We start from the raw sequence: 16,665 nt of genomic DNA, 5'->3' as shown, positions 1-16,665 counted from the left end.
CGTCATCTTCATGACTTCCATCGAATCCGTCACCCTTGAGGTGGCCGACCCCACCGCCGCCAGCCACTTCTACTCCACCGCCTTCGGCCCGTGCAGTCAGATACGCCTGCGGGCCTCGGAGGCACCGACAACCGGCTTCCGCGGGTTCACGCTGTCGCTCGTGGTGTCCCAGCCCGCCAACGTCAACGCCCTCTTCGACGCCGCCGTGGACGCCGGTGCCACGACGCTGAAGCCCGCCACCAAGTCGCTGTGGGGCTACGGGGGCGTCGTACAGGCCCCGGACGGGACGATCTGGCAGGTCGTATCGTCGTCGAAGAAGGACACCGGCCCGGCCACCCGGCAGATCGACGAGATCGTGCTCCTGCTGGGAGTCGCGGACGTGGGCGAGAGCAAGCAGTTCTACGTCGACCGCGGCCTCGCCGTGGCGAAGAGCTTCGGCAGCAAGTACGTCGAGTTCGCCACCGAGTCGGATCCCGTCAAGCTGGCGCTCTACAAGCGCCGTGCCCTGGCCAAGGTCGCCGGCGTCTCTCCCGACGGCACCGGATCGCACCGGCTCACGATCGGCAGTGATGCCGGGCCATTCACCGACCCGGACGGGTTCGCTTGGGCGAGCGCATCGGAGACCGCGTCGCTGTGAGCCGGGTGACGCAGGTGCACGCCGACCTCGACGAAAGGAGGTCTCTCATGTGTCACCTCGCGTGGGGCCGCGCACTCGCCGCGGCGCAGCACCTGAACGGCCTGGCACGGCCACGCCGCGTTCGGGGACCAGATCGACCTCCGCGACGACGTCGGACACGGCAAGATGCGCTGGATCACGGTCGGCCCCGCCGACCGGCCCGGGACGTCCATCCTGTGGCGCCGCCGGCCGCCGACCCCGGCGTCAGCGACGCCGAGCGCCGCGCCATCGCCGAGATGATGGCCACGGGCGCCTACGGCTGGATCCTGCCGGCCACCGCCGACCTCACCGGCACCTTCGAGAAGGTTGTGGCCGGCCGGGCCGAGGTGGTCCAGGAGCCGACCGAGCAGCCGTATGGGGTGCGCGACCGCGCCTTCCGCGACCCCGCGGGCCACCCGGTCCGGACATCGAGCCTCCGGCCGGAGCCCATGAGGGCTTGGAAGTCCCTCCAGAAATTGTGGAGGCGCTCGGTGGAGGCAAGCGCCCGGCGGTGATCATCATGGTCGACGGGCATTCATGCAGGAGCGGGATCGCCATCATGCGCGGCCGCGACCTGCTCGGCCTCAGCAACGCCAATCGGCAAACCGATCCGGTCGCCCGCACCGCCTACGACCGCCTGTCCCACCGCCACGAGCGGCAGCACGTGCTCGCCATCGACAGCGCGAAGAAGGCCGAGACGCGCATCCGGCGGATCGAAAAGGCCCTGGCGACACCATGGGACCAGCAGCCGGCATGAGGCCGCACTGCCCGCGCCAGGACACGAGCACCGTCGGCCCGACGGCGCTTCGGCCACCTGCCAGCCATGGACGGCCGCTGCGCGGGTCGGACAGACAGAGTCCTGGCCTGCGGTTTCAGCGCCGAAGAGGGGCATCCTTCAGCCGGGGCGGCCAGGCGCTGCGCACTGTGCGGTGGGACCGGCCCGACCGCGACGGTGACTACCACGGCACGCTGGAAATACCACTCCAAGCGTGCGACACCGTGGTGGCGGCCACGTTCCTGATCAGTTCCCAGTGGATCCGGTTGTAGATCCCCGAGTAGTGCTGTCCGGTGCCATGCCGGATCTGGCGGGACAGGATCGCCCAGAGCGACGTCCAGGCGGAGATGTTCATCAGCAGGCGGATGCGCCCAAGGGCATGGCGAAGATCAGCGAATTTGCCCCGGACAAGCACGTCGTGCTTTGACCGGCCGGGCTGAGACGCGCCGCTGTGTCGATGTCCTCAACCCGGGCCGCGCGCCCAGCGGGGACGCGTGTCCGGTACGGGCGGCGTACCGCAGCGGTACGGGTGGAGTACGGACAGCGCCGTGCCAGCGACGATCCTTAACGTTCGCACCAAGCCGCCAATGACCTGTACCAGACCCGCGGCCGGCAGCCGTGGACGTGCGGAAACGCGCGACAAGAGGCCAGGGATCGCGATGCTCGCCGATCCCACGACGAAAGACATCCCTTCATGAAAGGAAACATGTGAAACCCAGAATCATGACGTTGATCGTGGCCTTCGTCGTCGCGGTCTCCAGCGCCGTCTTCGTGGCGCCTTCGGCGTCCGCCGATGGTTTGAGCAACCCGAGCGGCACGCTCACCGTCTCCTGCCCGGGTGCCGACGCCTTCATTCAGGTCGACTGGAAAGCCGGGGACAGGGTGACCGTCCGCTGGCGTATCGACGACACCGGCACTGCGACCAACATCTCTCCGGTGCTGCGGATCCAGGCCCGCGCCGCCGACAACACCGCGGCGCCCTTCATCTTCCCCAGCGGCGACGCCTTCTTCGTCCTCAGAGGCGGCAATGGCCACCACGAGGTCGGCCTCGAGTCCGACTGGAACCCCGACAGCATCCCCAACATCAATCACCTCAGGGTGAAGGTCCAGAACGGGACGACCGAGCAGGGGACCTTCTGCTATCAGGAGAGGAACATCTACAACTGGAGCATGATCGCCCATAAGAACGCCATGGCCAAGCGTGGCGAACCCTACATATTGGAGGGTGTGGGAACCCCCGAGCACCCCGGCTACGACTGCTCGGGCCTCGTCTACGCCTCCTACAACCCGATCGCCAACTTCCCCGGCTGGCCGGTCCGCCGCGCCGTCGACATGTGGAACTGGGCCAAGAACAACCAGTCCCCGGGGAAGTTCTACGCCAAGGAGGTCGCATACTCGGACCTGAAGGTCGGTGACCTGATCTTCTACAAGACGACCGCGGAAGCCGTCGGCCATGTCTCCTTCTGGGAGGGGGACGGCCGGGTCCTCGACGCGCTCGAGCCGGGCACCAACGTCGGCGTCCATGACGAAGGCGGCCTCCGCAACGTCCGCGTCGCGGCCTTCCGCATCCTCGGCGTCGCGACCGTCGCCAACGGATGAGGTCTCTCCTGGGTGTCCAGGCGGCAACCGGGACGCCCAGGACACCGTCGCCTGACGACGACCACCGGTCCAGCGCCAGCTCCTTATAACACAGGCCCCGGCGTGCTTTTGCCAGCACGCTGGGGCCCGTGGCGTCTTCTGGCCTAGGATCATCTGGTGCCCCGAAGGTCGCAGATCAACAATCTGGTCACTCGGAGTAGGTACGAGTGACGGAGACGAGTTTCGGCGGGCTGCTTCGAGCCCATCGCCGCCGCGCCGGACTGACGCAACGGCAACTCGCCGACCGGGCGGGCGTGAGCGCGGGCACGATCCGCGACCTGGAACAGGGCAGGACGAGAAGCCCGAAGCGGGACTCGGTCCAGTCCATCGCCCTCGCACTCGGGTTGAGCGGGCCCGATGCCGAGCGACTGCACGCCGCCGCCGAGGCCCATCGCCCACTGCGCGCCGAAGCCGATCCGGTCCGTGGCGGCCCGCTGCGCATCCGTGTGCTCGGTCCGATCGAAGTCTGGCACGGCGATGTCCGGACATCCCTCGGCTCCGACCTGCAACGCACGCTGCTCGCGCGGCTGGCGCTCGGCGCCGGTGCGGCGGTCGGCCAGGACGAACTCATCGAACTTCTGTGGCAGCACGGTGAAACCCAGAACCCGGTAGGCCTGCTGCACACGCATGTCGCCAGGTTGCGGCGGCTACTGGACTCCGACGCGCGAACCGACAGCGTGCTCCTCGGCGGTCAGGCCGGATACCGGCTCGCAGTCACCGCCGATCACCTGGACCTGCTGACGTTCCGCGATCTCACCACCCGGGCGGCGTACGACGCGCCGGAGGAGGCGTTGACCCGGCTCGCCGAAGCCGTCGCGCTGTGGCGCGGTGAGATCGACGCGGACCGGGTGGCATCGAGCCCGCTCTACACCGCGATAACCAACGAGTACGCCTCCACCGTCCAGACGTTCGCCACCCTGGCGCGCGATCTCGGCGAGCCGGAACGCGCGCTGAAACCGGTTCGGGAGCTGGTGAATCGGCGCGAGCTGGACGAGCCGCTGCACGCCGAGCTGATGCTGACCCTGGCCGCGAGCGGCCGGCAGGCAGAGGCACTCGCGGCGTACGACCGGATCCGGTCCGCACTCGCCGACCAGCTCGGCATCGATCCTGGCGAGCGGCTGCGGTCCGCCCAGCTCGCGGTGCTCCGGCAGCAGGAGCGGCACGCCCGACGGACCATGGGGCGGACCGCGATCCAGCAGGCGCCCGCCGCGCCGCCGGACTTCGTCGGCCGGGCGGACGAAATGGCCAGGATCGAGGCTGCGCTCGCCAGGACGGGCCAGGAGCCCGGACCGACCTCGTCCCGAATCGTGCTGATCGACGGCATCGCCGGAGTGGGTAAGACCGCTCTCGCGCTCGCCGCCGCGCGCCGATTACGCGCGAAGTATCCCGACGGGCAGCTCTACGCCGACCTGCGCGGCACCACCGTGACCGCACCGGAGCCGATGCGGGTGCTCGGCCGGTTCCTGCGCGCACTCGGCGTGCCGAGCAGGCGGATCGGGACCGATGAGAGCGAGGCGGCCGCGTTGTTCCGCAGCGAGCTCGCCGACCGGCGGATGCTGGTGCTGCTGGACAACGCACATGACGCCGACCAGGTCCGGCCGCTGCTGCCGGGTGCGGGCGGCAGCGACTTGATCGTGACCAGTCGGCGCAGGATGCTCGGCCTCGCCGGTGCGAGCGTCGTCCACCTCGAACCGCTCAACCCGGAGGAGTCGATCACCCTGATCGCCGCGACCGCGGGATCGCATCGGATCGACGCCGATCCCGACGCGGCCGGCGCGCTCGCCGAGGCGTGCGCACGACTGCCGCTCGCGCTGCGCATCGCGAGCGCGCGCCTGGTCACCCGGCAGGCGTGGACCATCGGCGACCTGACTCGCCGGCTGCACGACGACAACCGCAGACTCACCGAGCTGTCCACCAGTGAGTCGAGCGTGCTCACCAGTTTCCAGCTCAGCTACGCCGACCTGAGCGCTGCGGCCCAGCGCGCGTTCCGGCTGTGCAGCCTGCACCCCGGTGACGACTTCGGCGCCGATAGCACAGGTGTCCTCCTGGCGATGCCGGCGACCGAGGCCGACCGCGTGCTGGAGAACCTGCTCGAGGCGAACATGCTGATGCAGTACGCGACGGACCGCTACCGGTTCCACGATCTGCTGGGCCTGTACGCCCGGCGGCTGCTCGCCGACGACACCGAGGGCGAAACCGCGCGCTCCCGGCTGTACACCTGGTACGCCGACGCGGTGACGGCCGCGATGGAGTGGGTGTATCCGCAGCTCGTGCGGCTCGACACGCATGCGGAGCGGGAGACGTTCTTCGCCACCGAAGCCGACGCGCTCGCCTGGCTCGACGCCGAGCTGCCCGCGTTGGTCGCCGTCGTCAGGCACGCGGCCGGGTCCGCCGACCGCGCGCTGTCCTGGCGGATCACCGACCAGCTCCGCGGCTACTTCCTGATCCGCCGGCACATCGACGGCTGGCTGCCCGCCGCGGAGGCAGGTCTGGACGCGGCCACCAGAGCCGGCGATGACGTCGCGCGGACCGCGATGCTGATCAGCCGTGGCCAGGCGCTGTGGTCGGTCGGCCGGGACGAGGAGGCGCTGTCCGACTGCTTCGCCGGTGAACAGCTCGCGGTCACCACCGGCTGGACGACGGCCGCCGCGTACCTGTCCCATCACATCGGGTGGCTCTATCTGGAGCAGGGCAAGCTCGCCGACGCGGAGGAGTGGCTGCACCGCGCGCTTGAGTTGACCGAGGACGACCGGCTCGGCCACGTGCGGGCGGTTGCCCTCAACGGGCTGGGGGTGATGCGGCTGTGCCAGGGCGAGCTGCGGGACGCCGCCGACCTGCTCAACGCGGCGCTGGAGATCAACGAGGCGACCGGCCGGGAGACGTCGGCACTGGCCAATCGGGGCAACCTGGCGAGTGCGCTACGTCAGCTCGGTGCGGAGGCGCGCGCCTCCGAAATGCTCACCGAAGTGCTCGCGGCGTACCGAAAGGGGTCGAACCTGCGCGGCGAGCTGTCCACCTTGGACGAGTTGAGCCAGCTGCACAGACAGCGCGGCTACGCGGCCAACGCGCTGGAGGTGGCGAGACGAGCGCACGACATGGCGATCGCGGTCCACGACAGGAAGGCCACCGCACAGACCGCGGCCACTGCGGCGCAGGCATACCTCGCGCTCGGGGACGCGACGGCCGCCGCCCAGTGGTTCGAGCACTGCGTGAGGATCGCGCACAACACCTACCCGTTCGTGGAGGCGCGGGCATTGGTCGGCCTCGCCACCGCCCGGCTCTCCGCCGGTGACCCGACCTCGGCGGGCTACACCGCCGAGCAGGCCGTGGCGATCGCCGGATCCTGCGGGTTCCGCCTGCTCGAAAGGCAGGCATTGGCCGCGTTGCACGCGTCGAGACGATGAACAGAACCGGTCGGCGGCGGCCCATGAGACCGGTCGGCATGTCGGTCAGCGGGAACTTCCGGTCAGGTTCGGCTACTTGACGGGGTGGGGTGCATGGACGGAGTCAGACATGCAGGGTGGGCCGGTAGATGAGCTCTTGGGTGTTGCCGTCGAGCGTCCGGCTCTCGATCAGCTCGAGGTCGAAGTCGGCCGCACCCTGGAAGATCGGGTCCAGCCCGGTCTGACCGGTGATCACAGGGAAGAGCGTCACCTGGACGCGGTCGACCAGACCGGCGGCCATCAGCGCCCGGTTCATCGACAGGCTGCCGTGCGAGCGCAACGGCACGTCGGACTCCTCCTTGAGCCGGGCGACGACGTCGACGGCGTCACCGCTCACGAGGGTCGCGTCCGGCCAGTCGAGGGGTCCTTCCAGGGTGGTCGACACCACCGTTGCCGGCAGGCTCCTCATCCGGGTGACCCATGGGTCACGCACCTCGGACTCCTCGGTGCTCGAGGCCAGCATCCGCGCGAACGCCCGATACGTGTTGGCCCCGAAGACCATCCGCTGCTCCTCGCCGTACAGAGCGAGGCGGTGGTTCAGGAGTTCGGGGCCTTGCTTGCCCCAGTAACCGGTCCAGTTGCCGCTGGCGGCGCCGAAGCCGTCAAGGCTGGAAAAGACGTCGAAGGTGTAGGCAGCGGTCATGATGCTCTCCTCGAGAGTGGTTGATCGGGTGTGGATACAGACTGAAAACCACGGCGAAACTCATCGCCGTTGGCCTCCTGGAGACCCGGCCATCCTGATGGCTCCGGCACTGGCCGTCACGCCGGCCACGCGAACATGAACAATCTTCTCAAACCCTCTAAGAGGTGGTCATCATGCGCGTTGTGACCATTGATCGCCTGCTAGCGTCGAAGATCTCACCCCCTCGCGAAAGAGATCATCGATCATGAGCGAAGCTCGCGAAGTCGTGGACCACCGGCAGGAAGCGCTCGACATGCTTGCGGTCGCCAGGAACACCTACAGCGACAGAAGCGACACCTCCAACGCGATAGCCGAGCTCATCGCCGACCAGATCCCCGCGATCGTCCACGCCCTGCTGTACGTCGGCGACCAACTCGCCAAGCATGGTGACGCGGAGCGGTAGGTGTGACCGCTGAGCTGGTTCGCGAGCCGAGTGCGGCGGCGGGGTCGTCTTTCCGCCGACCCTGCTCGGCTTCGCCCAGGACACGACGATGGCGCGACGGATCTCGGCGGTGTCGTTGTGGTACGACTCCCTCGCAGACGAAGACGTGATCGACGCCAACCGGTTCAAGCGGACTCGGCGCCCGAAGGTGCGGCGCAACCGGAGCCAGACGACGGCGTTGACCCGTGACGAGGCCCGAGCCCTGGTGGCCGCGGCCGACGCCGACCACGGGCCGGCCCGGCTGCGCACCGCGGCGTTCATCCGAGTCCTGGTGCACACCGGAAGCCGGATCGAGGAAGCGACCTGAGCGGAGTTGAGCGCACTCGACTGGGCGCGCGGGCACTGGGCATCTGGGCATCCTCGGAAAGGGTGGCAAGCCGAAGACGAGGCGTCTGCCGGTGGAGACCGGGTATGCGCTGGATCGGTATCTGGAGGATCGGGCGCGCCGCGCGGGTGTTGCGGTGTCCGAGCTGTCCGGCCGGATCTTCGTCACGGACGCGGGCGGCCGCTTCTCCCGGTCGTCGGCGTCGGAACTGGTGGAGCGGATCGGCCGCCAGGCCGGGATCGCCGCGAAGGTGACCCCGCACGTGCTGCGGCACATCTGGGCGTTGATCGCGAAGGAGCTGGGCACGGACCCAGCAGACATCAAGGAAGCCCTCGATCACGAGAGCTTGTTAGCGTGGACCTGAGATGTTTTCGCAGGTCAAGGACATAACGACAAGACGCGAGAGCTGGTCACTCGTCGCGAACAGGTCACCGGCTCTCCGCTGCGCCCGCTCGTTCTCTCTCGGCGGCACGCATGTGACGCCGACTCTAGTCGGCACCGTCGAGCTGGCCACGGATGGCGCCGTCCGGGAACTCCTCGTTGTGGACGTTGGCGTAGAACTGGCTCGGCCTCTGGGTGATGGCCTTCAACTCGTCGAAGGTCAGCGTGGTCTCGGCGTTGTCAGCCGTCTGGCGCTTCACGGCGGGGATGCAGTCGCTCGCGAAGCCCTCGCTGGGTGGCTTCAGCGTCACCACGATCGGACCCGCCACTCCTTCCCTGCCCCTGTGGATGTGCGCCGAGGTTGCGGGGTCGATGTCGTGGGCGGTGATGACGTAGCAGAGCGACGATCCGCTCACCCTCCAGGCGAAGATCCCCACACCGTCCGGATCGCCGGGACCGGGAACCTCCTGTTCTCCGGTCATCTCGACGAACCGGTAGGACGACGTGTGGCTGGTGGTCGCGCTGGCCGTGGCGGAAAAGGCGGCCGTTGCCGCGGCGAGTGCCGGAATCAGGATGATTGACTTGATCACGGCAAGCCTCCTTGATAGCTATAAGTAGTGATTCATCACTTTGCGTAGTCGTTCTTTTCCGGGGCCTGCCCGATCGAAACCGGGTTGTCATGACCGGGATCGTCAAGGACGCGTGATCGCAACCGAATTATGACCCTATGTCCAATTCGGGGAAGTCTCCTGCCGTGAACGTCTGGCGCGGAACCCGCGGCATCGAAGGAGAGGGTCCTCGTGCTCGACGTCTTTGTTGACCATGCTGGGGTCGGACGGATGGTGCGCGTCGGGGTCGGACGCGCCCCCCGACCACGATGCCGCCGCGGCCGTCTGGGCCAGCCGTTGCGGGATCCTTCGGAAGCCCTTGCAGCCGAACGCGCACGACCTGAACGCGTCGGCCGGCCGGTGTGACTGGACGCCGCTGATGAACACGCCGGTCTGCTGGTTGGCGTGTCCGTCGGGAGCGCTGGGGTACAGCCACGTGCGCCGGTGCAGGTCAGGCCTTCGAACCGCAGGTTGCGGGCGGGACCACGATCGTCCGGTCTCCTCGGGCCGTGGCCTCCGCCCGGGCGGCGACCGGGCCGACCATGAGTCCGGCCGCGATCAATCATGCGGTGGACGCCGCAGCCGACGTTCGCCTGTGCAGCACGAATGATGGACGTATGTGTGTGCCCTTCCGGCACATAGGGCCTGGAAGGGCAGCGTCGAACGGCGCTAGTTCACCTCGCCGTCCGGTCGTAGGGTTTCCCGATCAGGAATGAGCCGGCGCTGCGATGCGGCGCCGGCATCGGCCACCGCCAGCAGTCGCCGTCCGGCGTGCTCGGGCCGGACGTTGGGGGTGCCGGCCGTCATGGGGTCGTCCGGTCGGCGGGTGAACGCGGTGACCGCGACCTCGTCGATCGTGATGCCCAGGCCCGCGGAGTCCCCGAGGATGAACGCGCCGTCCTCGACGGTCAGGTCGAGGGACACCCCGAGTGGTGGCCGCAGATCCTGCAGTTCGCTGATCATGTGGTTCGGTACCGACGTCGCGGCGTGCAGGAGGGCTATCGGGGTGGTGCCGATCGGACTGACCGGCAGGTCGTGGGCGTGGGCCAGAGCGGATACTCGCAGGAAATGGGTGACGCCCCAGACGGCGGCCATCTGGACGATGTCGACGGCCTCCGCCGCCAGCAGCGGTCGGTACTGTTCGAGCCCGGTGAGGTTCTCACCCGTGGCGACCGAGGCGCGGACTCCGCGGCCGACGATGGCCAAACCCTCGGCGTCCCACCGCCGGACCGGCTCTTCGATCCAGACCAGGTCCAGAGTGCGTTCGAGCTCGCAGACGTGCCGGACCGCCTGTTTGCGGGTCCAGGCTTCGTTCACATCGAACATCAGGCCCGGCCGCGATCCGTGCGCGGCCTCGGTCAGGACCTCTCGTATCAGCGTCAGGCGGTGGCGGTCACGTTCGATGTCGAGGCCGCCCTTGAGCTTGGCCGCCCGCAGTCCGTGCCGGGCGTAGACCTGGTAGAGGGAGACGAGCTCCTCGTCGGTCAGGCCGATGTCCAGGCCGGAGGCGTAGGCGGGGACCCGCCTGTCGCGGCCGCCCAGCAGCCGCCAGAGCGGTTCGCCGGCTGCCTGCGCCTTGATGTCCCACAAGGCGGTGTCGAGTGCGCCGATGGTCCCGAACACGGCGCCCGCGTGGCCGGCCTTGAAGGTCTGCCGCAACATGCGGTCGTAGAGCGCCGTGACGCCGCGCGGATCTTCGCCTTCGATGGCGGCGAAAATGGTGTCGAGGTGCGTGTGCGGCCCGAGGCCGACGCCGGTGATCCCCTCGTCTGTGTCCACCATGATGATCGGCACCGGCACGTTCCCGTCGGCGTAGACGCCGTTGGCGTCACCGACGGGGCGGCCCCATTCATGCACCGTCGTCAACGTGCGATACCCCGAAATGCGCATGTCAGCCCTTCGTGGAGCCGGCGGTGACACCGTCGGCGATCTGACGCTGAAGGAAGAGATAGAGCAACAGGACGGGTATCGCGGCGATCAGAACTCCTGAGGCGAACTGGGGGATGTTGTCCGAGTACTGTCCGCGCAGCGAGGTGACCCCGACCATGAGGGTACGATGCTCCGGCGACGGCATCATCAGCAGGGCGATGAGCACGTCGTTCCAGCAGAACAAGGCATCGAGGATGCCGACCGACAACAGGGCCGGAGCACCGAGCGGGATCATGATCCGCCGGTAGACGCCGTAGGTGGAGTTCCCGTCGATCCTCGCCGCCTGGATGATCTCCACGGGGATGGTCCTGTAGTGGCTCGTCATCAGGAAGATGGTGAACGGGAGGAACTGCGCGACGTAGGCCAGAATCAGTCCCGGGTAGGTGTCGATGAGACCGCTGTCCGCCATGACCCGGGCCAACGGCACCATGATCACCTGGAACGGGACGAACAGCGCCGCCAGACAGCCCAGGAACAACACCGAGGAGCCGCGGAACCGCAACTGACTCAGCGCGAAGCCGGCCATCGATCCGAAGAGCAGCAGCAGGACCACCGAGGCCGTCACCACGATGAGCGAGTTGGCGAAGTAGCGCGCCATGCCGACGCTGTTCCACGCCGCGGCGATGTTCTCCAGGTGCACGGAGGTCGTGGGGGAGAACCGGTCGAGGATGTACTCCCGCCGGGTCTTCATGGCGACGTTGGTGGTGAACACGAGGGGATAGATGGTCGCCAGCGCGAGGAACGCCATCGGGACGGCGGCCATCCACCTGCCCAGGCGCTTGCCGGGCATCAGTCTTCCCTCCCCGCACGGCGGAGCACACTCACCTGCAGGATTCCGACCACGAGCATGATGAGGAACAGCACCGTCGATGCGGCCGAGGCGAGTGCCGGGCGGTTCATCCGTCCCTGCTGGATCCAGACGTAGAACTCCGGCAGATACGTCGAACCTTCCGGGCCTCCGCTCGTCATGACGTACAGCAGGCCGAACATGGACGTCAGCATTCCGATCATGGTCGTGACGAAGACGAACTGGATGGTGCGGGACAGGCCCGGGATGATGACATGCCAGATGACCTGGCGCAGTGACGCGCCGTCCATCCGGGCGGCGTCCAGGAGTGCGGCGTCCAGGGTGGAGAATCCGGCGAGGAACACCACCAGGGCCATCCCGAACGTCGCCCAGATGTGCACGCCGATGACCGTGAACATGGCGACGTCCGGGTCGCCGAGCCAGTCGATGGGGCCGAGGCCGATCGCTCCCAGGGCGGCGTTCAACGGGCCGTCGAAGCCGAGCATCAGGTTGAAGATCGCACCGACGATCACCGGTGAGAGCACGGCCGGGAAGAAGTAGACGCCGCGGAAGAGCCGATGCCCGGGCACCCGCAAGTAGATGAACGTCGCCAGCAGGCCGGGGATCGCCACCGCAACGGGAAGCAGGGCCACCAGCAGCCCGACGTTGCCCAGCGCGGTGCGGAACAACGGATCGTCGAGCAGTTGCGCGTAGTTGTCGAAGCCGACAGAAGTCCCGTTACGCTCGCCGTCGCCCGTGAAGGAAAAGTTGACGCCCAGCAGGAGCGGCCACAACCGCAGCGCCACGATGATCAGTACGGCCGGAGCCACCAGGACGAAGGGCGCAAGACGCTCGGCCCGCGCCCCACGGGGGGTCCTTCCGGTGCCGCCGTGGCGCCCTGGCCGCTGGAACTTTGCTCCAGTGGTCCGCTCCGCCGCAGCCGAGCGGACCACCGGTGACGAACCTCCTATCGGCACGCGATCAGCTCGTCTTGTCCGAGGCGGCCAGTTGCTTCACCGCTTCATCGACGCTCACCGACCCGCTCAGGAGCTGCTGGGACAGCCTCCCCATCAGGTCCAGAGTCTTGGAGGACAACGCGACATGCAGTGCGGGCTTGCCGTCCTTGATCTGGGGCACGATCGCGGCCACTGCGGGAGCGCCCTGCGACACGTCGATGGTGGTGTCGGAGGTGATAGCGCCCGCGCCGGTGTAGAAGGCGGTCAGCGCGCCGGTCGAGGTCAGCGATCGCACCAGGTCGGTGGCCAGTGCGGGATCCTTGGTCGACTTGGCGACCCCGTAACCGATGCCGCCGTCGTAGGGAAGGACGGACGTGGCTCCGCTGGTGACCACGGGAGCGGTCATAACGCCGACCTGGTCGGCGCCCAGAAATTCGCCGAAGTCCTTCCAGTGCCCGATATCCGACATCAGCCCGATGATGCTGGCGGCCTTACCGGTGTTGAAGAGCCCGAAGGCGTCGTTGAACAGCGCGGTGGAGTTGGCGCCGTCGTTGTTCAGGCCGTCGTCGTTGACCTTCTTCCACAGGCTGAAGATCTCCTTCACATGGGGAGAGGTCCAGTCGCGTTTCCCGGCGATCCAGTCGTCGTACTCCTTGGGCGTCAGGATGCCCGGCCCGAGGCCCGACATGAAGAACTGGATCCCGAAGCCTTCCTTGTTGCCGAGAGCGAAACACTTGGCGCCCGCCGCCTTCTTGATGGCGGCGCAGTTGCTGACGAACTCGTCCCACGTCTTCGGCGGGTTCGCCGGATCCAGCCCCGCCTTCTGATAGATCGACTTGTTGAAATAGATCGGATGGCCCTGCAAGGTCACCGGGGAGGCATAGATCGTGCCGTCCTTGCTGAAGGCGTCCCAGCCCGCCAGCCGCTGCTTGTCCTCGGCCACGTACTGGTCCAGCGGCAGGAGCCCGTCGACCCGGTCGCGGATCTGGCCGCCGCCATTGAACAGCATGACGTCGGGGCCCTTGCCCGACTGGGTGGCCGCGCCTAGCAGGGTGTAGTACTGATCGAACGGCTGGGCCACGAACTCGACGGTGACATCGGGATGCTTCTTGGCAAAGTCGGCCTTCGCCTTCTCGATGTAGGAGGTCACGCCGGGTTCGCCGGATTTCCAGTCCCAGACCACGATCTTGCTCTTGGACTCCCCGGGGGAGGGCTGCGTCGGTGCGGCGCTTCCGCAGCCGGTTACGGCCAGTCCTGTGGCAAGGACGACCGACCATAGTGTTCGCTGCTTCATTGCTCTTCACTCTCCAGAGCGCGGCCGGCTTCCCCGGCCGTCTTCCGGGAAACATAATTCGTATGACGTATGCCGTCAATACGGATGACATATACTGACCCGGTGGGCGCTGACCTAGCAGGTCACCGGAGGAAGATATGACGGCATCGCAGGAATCGCCCGGCAGCGTCCCCGTGCCGCCGCCCGCATGGGTCCGACGACCGGCCAGCCTGGGCAAGGCGGTGACAGCGGAACTCGTGGAGCGCATCGTCCGAGGCGTGCACCCGCCCGGCACGCCCCTTCCTCCCGAACCCGTGTTGTGCGAGACCTTCTCGGTGAGCCGGACCGTCGTCCGTGAGGCCGTGAAGATCCTCCAGGAGAAGGGGCTCGTCCAGGTCCGCCAGGGCGCGGGCACCATGGTGACCTCGCCCACGATGTGGGACATGCTCGACGAACTCGTTCTGGCGGCGACCATCGACATGGACGAGAGCCTGGGGATCCTCGACGACCTCGTCGTCACACGCCGCCTGCTCGAGTCCGACATGGCCTACCTCGCCGCCCGTGTGGCGGGTGAGGACACCATCGAGCGGCTGCGTACGCTGGTGGACCGGATGGACGAGGTCGTGGACGATCACGTCACGTACGCCGACCACGACCGCGCCTTCCACGACACGATCATGCAGGCGTCCGGAAACCGCATCGCCCGGGGCGTGGTACGAGCGCTGGAGAGCCAGGTGATCAACACTGCCCGGTACATGGGCAAGCCTGAACGCGCCCTGTGCGTGGCGTCCAACCAGGGCCATCGCCGCATCTATGAACGCATCGCCGCCCACGACCCCGCTGGTGCCGCCGAAGCGGTACACACGCACATCACCGAGGCCTGGCTCGTCCGGCGCAACGCACCCAGCGCCCCCGTGCGTCTGCAACGTTAGCGCGCCGTCCAGGTGCCGGGCGCGGCCATGTCAGGGGCATCGCGCCCTCGACCTTCTGGTGGAGCTTCCTCACGCAGAGCGACTCACCCTGCTGACCCGCCCTGTCGATCGCGCTGCCGCCCGCTCCCGCCCACCGCGGGGGGAGCGGCGGTGCTTCCGCGGACGATGAGCTCGGTGGCGAGTTCAATGCGGTTCTGGACCAGGGGTTCGCCATGCGCGAGTGTCAACAACATGGTGGTGGCCGCGGTGGCCATGGCGGTGAGAGGGTGGTGAACGGTGGTGAGCGGCGGGATGGCCCATTGCACGGACGGCAGATCGTCGAAGCCGACCACGCTCAGATCGTCCGGGATGCGCAGGCCGAGCTGGTGGGCCGCATGGTAGACGCCGATGGCCTGGCCGTCGTTCGTGGCGAAGATGGCTGTGGGCGGGTCGGGTAGCCGCAGGAGCCGGTGCGCGGCCGCCAGGCCGCCTTCGATGAGGAAGCTGCCACAGGCGATGAGGTCGGGATCGGCGGGAACGCCGGCCATGTCCAGAGCGGTCCGGTAGCCGTCGAGCCGAGCCCGGCCGGACAGCGCGTAGTCGGGACCGGTGATGATGCCGATCCGGCGGTGCCCCAGCTCCAGCAGGTGGCGCGTGGCCGCCAGCCCGCCGTTCCAGTTGCCCGCGCTCACCGACGGGATTCCCTTGCCGGGATTGTCGGCCGGATCCAGCAGGACGAGGGGGATCTCGCGCCGGGCGAGCTGCTCTCGCTCAGCCTCATCCAGGCTGGAGAACACCGCGATCACACCGATCCCGGTCGGACGGCGGCGTAACACCCCTTCCAACCAGCCCTGTTCCGTGGCCTGCTGGTGGAGTAGCTCTGACACCGCCACCGTGAGCCGGTGCTCGCGCGCCACCTCCTCCACGCCCTTGATGATCTCGACCGGGTAGTCGCCCTCCAGAGCGTGGAAGACCACCTCGACCACGGCGGTCGGGGCGGGCCGCCGGCGCTGCCTCCGGTAGCCGTGCCGCCGGATGAGGTCTTCCACGATGGCTCGCGTTTCCGATGAGACCTCGGAGCGGCCGTTGACGACCTTGGAGACCGTGGCGGTCGAAACTCCCGCCAGCTCGGCGAGCTGCGCGAGGGTCAAAGGGGACGACTCTGCGGTCATAACCGCAGTTTAGCCACGTGAGCACCATGAGCGAGCGATCACGGTCCGCGGGGGAGGCAAGATCCCATGGCCCCCGCAGGCGACGGGGTTGCTTCGGGGGCGCCATCGCCCCGTGCTCAGGCTCATCTGGACGGCAGGGCACGCTGAGGGCGGTGCCGAGCGGGGTATCCGGCTGCCGCCGGTCGGGGGTGCTGCCGATGACCATGGCGGCGATGGCGTCCTGCCGACTGCTCACTGCCGCTCGTGGCGTAGATCGCACGGCCGAGCCAGGACCAGGTTCTACGGTGATCCAGCAGGGGGAGTTCGCTCCGTCACCATGTGAGCGCTGACATTTCCGCGTGAACGCGGCGGGCTCGGCCTTTGCACCGAGCCCGCCGCTCCAGCTCCACGGGTCCTGATCGAGTGCCGTGATAGCGCTCACCCGATTCGGCATTCGCCTTCGCCGTGAACGTCAGGAAGATCCGATCCGGAATCGTGTCATGCCGTTAGCGCTGCAGGGTCAGCAGGCCTGGCCGGTAGGGCAGGAGGCCGTAGTCGCCGCCGGAGTTGGGGCTGCGTCCCTGGTAGAGCAGTTGCAGGTTGCAGGGGTCAACGGTCATGGTCTGGTCGGCGCTGGTGCGGATGAGTTCGCCGTGGCTGATGTCGTTGGTCCAGGTGGCGCCGCTGTTGGCCTTGCCGGCGAAGGGGT

The 16,665-nt window shown here is 68.0% G+C and carries 17 protein-coding genes and 1 pseudogene; 9 read left to right on the top strand and 9 right to left on the bottom strand.

What is annotated here, in order from left to right; translation table 11 throughout:
* Positions 1 to 10 precede the first annotated feature (10 nt).
* The 3 genes and pseudogenes from ETD86_RS27650 (at position 11) to ETD86_RS57270 (ending at position 1,412) form a co-directional block, all read left to right on the top strand.
* A complete protein-coding gene (locus ETD86_RS27650) occupies positions 11 to 637 on the top strand; it encodes a VOC family protein (RefSeq protein WP_138669085.1) in 627 nt (208 codons plus the stop codon).
* Positions 638 to 772: 135 nt separating this feature from the next.
* A pseudogene (locus ETD86_RS57275) lies at positions 773 to 1,095 on the top strand (VOC family protein); the annotation flags it as partial.
* 119 nt (positions 1,096 to 1,214) lie between these two features.
* Positions 1,215 to 1,412, top strand: coding sequence for a YdeI/OmpD-associated family protein (locus ETD86_RS57270; protein ID WP_211370356.1), 198 nt, complete (start codon positions 1,215 to 1,217; stop codon positions 1,410 to 1,412).
* A 199-nt stretch (positions 1,413 to 1,611) separates the two neighbouring features.
* On the opposite strand, the gene ETD86_RS55475 is transcribed toward ETD86_RS57270, so the two are convergent.
* On the bottom strand, positions 1,612 to 1,785 hold the full coding sequence (locus ETD86_RS55475; protein WP_170223306.1) for a hypothetical protein: 174 nt from the start codon (positions 1,783 to 1,785) through the stop codon (positions 1,612 to 1,614).
* Between the two features lie 353 nt (positions 1,786 to 2,138).
* On the opposite strand from ETD86_RS55475, the gene ETD86_RS27640 reads away from it, so the two are divergent.
* Both ETD86_RS27640 and ETD86_RS27635 read left to right on the top strand, forming a co-directional pair.
* Positions 2,139 to 3,029, top strand: coding sequence for a C40 family peptidase (locus ETD86_RS27640; protein ID WP_138669083.1), 891 nt, complete (start codon positions 2,139 to 2,141; stop codon positions 3,027 to 3,029).
* A gap of 206 nt (positions 3,030 to 3,235) precedes the next feature.
* The gene (locus ETD86_RS27635; protein WP_138669082.1) at positions 3,236 to 6,472 is read left to right on the top strand and encodes a BTAD domain-containing putative transcriptional regulator; all 3,237 of its coding nucleotides are present in this window, start codon (positions 3,236 to 3,238) and stop codon (positions 6,470 to 6,472) included.
* 103 nt (positions 6,473 to 6,575) lie between these two features.
* On the opposite strand, the gene ETD86_RS27630 is transcribed toward ETD86_RS27635, so the two are convergent.
* Entirely contained in the window at positions 6,576 to 7,154 is a 579-nt protein-coding gene (locus ETD86_RS27630; RefSeq protein ID WP_138669081.1) for a dihydrofolate reductase family protein, read from the bottom strand.
* 244 nt (positions 7,155 to 7,398) lie between these two features.
* Between ETD86_RS27630 and ETD86_RS27625 the strand changes: the two genes are divergently transcribed.
* The 3 genes from ETD86_RS27625 (at position 7,399) to ETD86_RS27615 (ending at position 8,324) form a co-directional block, all read left to right on the top strand.
* Entirely contained in the window at positions 7,399 to 7,596 is a 198-nt protein-coding gene (locus ETD86_RS27625; protein WP_138669080.1) for a hypothetical protein, read from the top strand.
* An 88-nt stretch (positions 7,597 to 7,684) separates the two neighbouring features.
* On the top strand, positions 7,685 to 7,942 hold the full coding sequence (locus ETD86_RS27620) for a site-specific integrase (protein WP_138669079.1): 258 nt from the start codon (positions 7,685 to 7,687) through the stop codon (positions 7,940 to 7,942).
* 43 nt (positions 7,943 to 7,985) lie between these two features.
* Positions 7,986 to 8,324 carry a tyrosine-type recombinase/integrase gene (locus ETD86_RS27615; protein WP_138669078.1) on the top strand — a complete coding sequence of 113 codons (339 nt, stop codon included), beginning with the start codon at positions 7,986 to 7,988 and terminating at the stop codon, positions 8,322 to 8,324.
* Positions 8,325 to 8,448: 124 nt separating this feature from the next.
* Here the strand turns inward: ETD86_RS27615 and ETD86_RS27610 are convergent, their stop codons facing one another.
* From ETD86_RS27610 to ETD86_RS27590, 5 genes are all read right to left on the bottom strand, one after another.
* Positions 8,449 to 8,931, bottom strand: a complete 483-nt coding sequence (locus tag ETD86_RS27610; RefSeq protein WP_138669077.1) for a CHRD domain-containing protein — start codon at positions 8,929 to 8,931, stop codon at positions 8,449 to 8,451.
* A 687-nt stretch (positions 8,932 to 9,618) separates the two neighbouring features.
* Positions 9,619 to 10,839, bottom strand: coding sequence for a mandelate racemase/muconate lactonizing enzyme family protein (locus tag ETD86_RS27605; protein ID WP_138669076.1), 1,221 nt, complete (start codon positions 10,837 to 10,839; stop codon positions 9,619 to 9,621).
* Between the two features lies 1 nt (position 10,840).
* Positions 10,841 to 11,668, bottom strand: a complete 828-nt coding sequence (locus tag ETD86_RS27600; RefSeq protein WP_138669075.1) for a carbohydrate ABC transporter permease — start codon at positions 11,666 to 11,668, stop codon at positions 10,841 to 10,843.
* The gene (locus tag ETD86_RS27595; RefSeq protein ID WP_211370355.1) at positions 11,668 to 12,495 is read right to left on the bottom strand and encodes a carbohydrate ABC transporter permease; all 828 of its coding nucleotides are present in this window, start codon (positions 12,493 to 12,495) and stop codon (positions 11,668 to 11,670) included. The genes ETD86_RS27600 and ETD86_RS27595 overlap by 1 nt, the downstream gene beginning before the upstream one ends.
* A gap of 151 nt (positions 12,496 to 12,646) precedes the next feature.
* Positions 12,647 to 13,915, bottom strand: a complete 1,269-nt coding sequence (locus ETD86_RS27590; RefSeq protein ID WP_138669073.1) for an ABC transporter substrate-binding protein — start codon at positions 13,913 to 13,915, stop codon at positions 12,647 to 12,649.
* Between the two features lie 137 nt (positions 13,916 to 14,052).
* Here ETD86_RS27590 and ETD86_RS27585 point away from each other — a divergent pair, with 137 nt between their 5' ends.
* Entirely contained in the window at positions 14,053 to 14,826 is a 774-nt protein-coding gene (locus ETD86_RS27585) for a FadR/GntR family transcriptional regulator (RefSeq protein ID WP_138669072.1), read from the top strand.
* An 83-nt stretch (positions 14,827 to 14,909) separates the two neighbouring features.
* Here ETD86_RS27585 and ETD86_RS27580 read toward each other — a convergent pair whose 3' ends face one another.
* Together ETD86_RS27580 and ETD86_RS27575 are read right to left on the bottom strand one after the other, a co-directional pair.
* Positions 14,910 to 15,977, bottom strand: a complete 1,068-nt coding sequence (locus tag ETD86_RS27580) for a LacI family DNA-binding transcriptional regulator (protein ID WP_138669071.1) — start codon at positions 15,975 to 15,977, stop codon at positions 14,910 to 14,912.
* Positions 15,978 to 16,462: 485 nt separating this feature from the next.
* The coding region (locus tag ETD86_RS27575; protein WP_281286952.1) for a non-reducing end alpha-L-arabinofuranosidase family hydrolase at positions 16,463 to 16,665 on the bottom strand (203 nt) is incomplete at its 5' end.

The sequence above is a fragment of the Nonomuraea turkmeniaca genome, from assembly GCF_005889735.1.
Classification (GTDB): Bacteria; Actinomycetota; Actinomycetes; order Streptosporangiales; family Streptosporangiaceae; genus Nonomuraea; species Nonomuraea turkmeniaca.
This window is presented reverse-complemented; position numbering and strand designations above follow the sequence as displayed.

Bases quoted from the DNA above. Each gene is read 5' to 3' on its own strand.
- ETD86_RS27650 (WP_138669085.1), top strand. From the start codon at position 11: ATGACTTCCATCGAATCCGTCACCCTTGAGGTGGCCGACCCCACCGCC.
- ETD86_RS57270 (WP_211370356.1), top strand. From the start codon at position 1,215: ATGCGCGGCCGCGACCTGCTCGGCCTCAGCAACGCCAATCGGCAAACC.
- ETD86_RS55475 (WP_170223306.1), bottom strand. From the start codon at position 1,785: ATGAACATCTCCGCCTGGACGTCGCTCTGGGCGATCCTGTCCCGCCAG.
- ETD86_RS27630 (WP_138669081.1), bottom strand. From the start codon at position 7,154: ATGACCGCTGCCTACACCTTCGACGTCTTTTCCAGCCTTGACGGCTTC.
- ETD86_RS27625 (WP_138669080.1), top strand. From the start codon at position 7,399: ATGAGCGAAGCTCGCGAAGTCGTGGACCACCGGCAGGAAGCGCTCGAC.
- ETD86_RS27620 (WP_138669079.1), top strand. From the start codon at position 7,685: ATGGCGCGACGGATCTCGGCGGTGTCGTTGTGGTACGACTCCCTCGCA.
- ETD86_RS27605 (WP_138669076.1), bottom strand. From the start codon at position 10,839: ATGCGCATTTCGGGGTATCGCACGTTGACGACGGTGCATGAATGGGGC.
- ETD86_RS27600 (WP_138669075.1), bottom strand. From the start codon at position 11,668: ATGCCCGGCAAGCGCCTGGGCAGGTGGATGGCCGCCGTCCCGATGGCG.
- ETD86_RS27590 (WP_138669073.1), bottom strand. From the start codon at position 13,915: ATGAAGCAGCGAACACTATGGTCGGTCGTCCTTGCCACAGGACTGGCC.
- ETD86_RS27585 (WP_138669072.1), top strand. From the start codon at position 14,053: ATGACGGCATCGCAGGAATCGCCCGGCAGCGTCCCCGTGCCGCCGCCC.
- ETD86_RS27580 (WP_138669071.1), bottom strand. From the start codon at position 15,977: ATGACCGCAGAGTCGTCCCCTTTGACCCTCGCGCAGCTCGCCGAGCTG.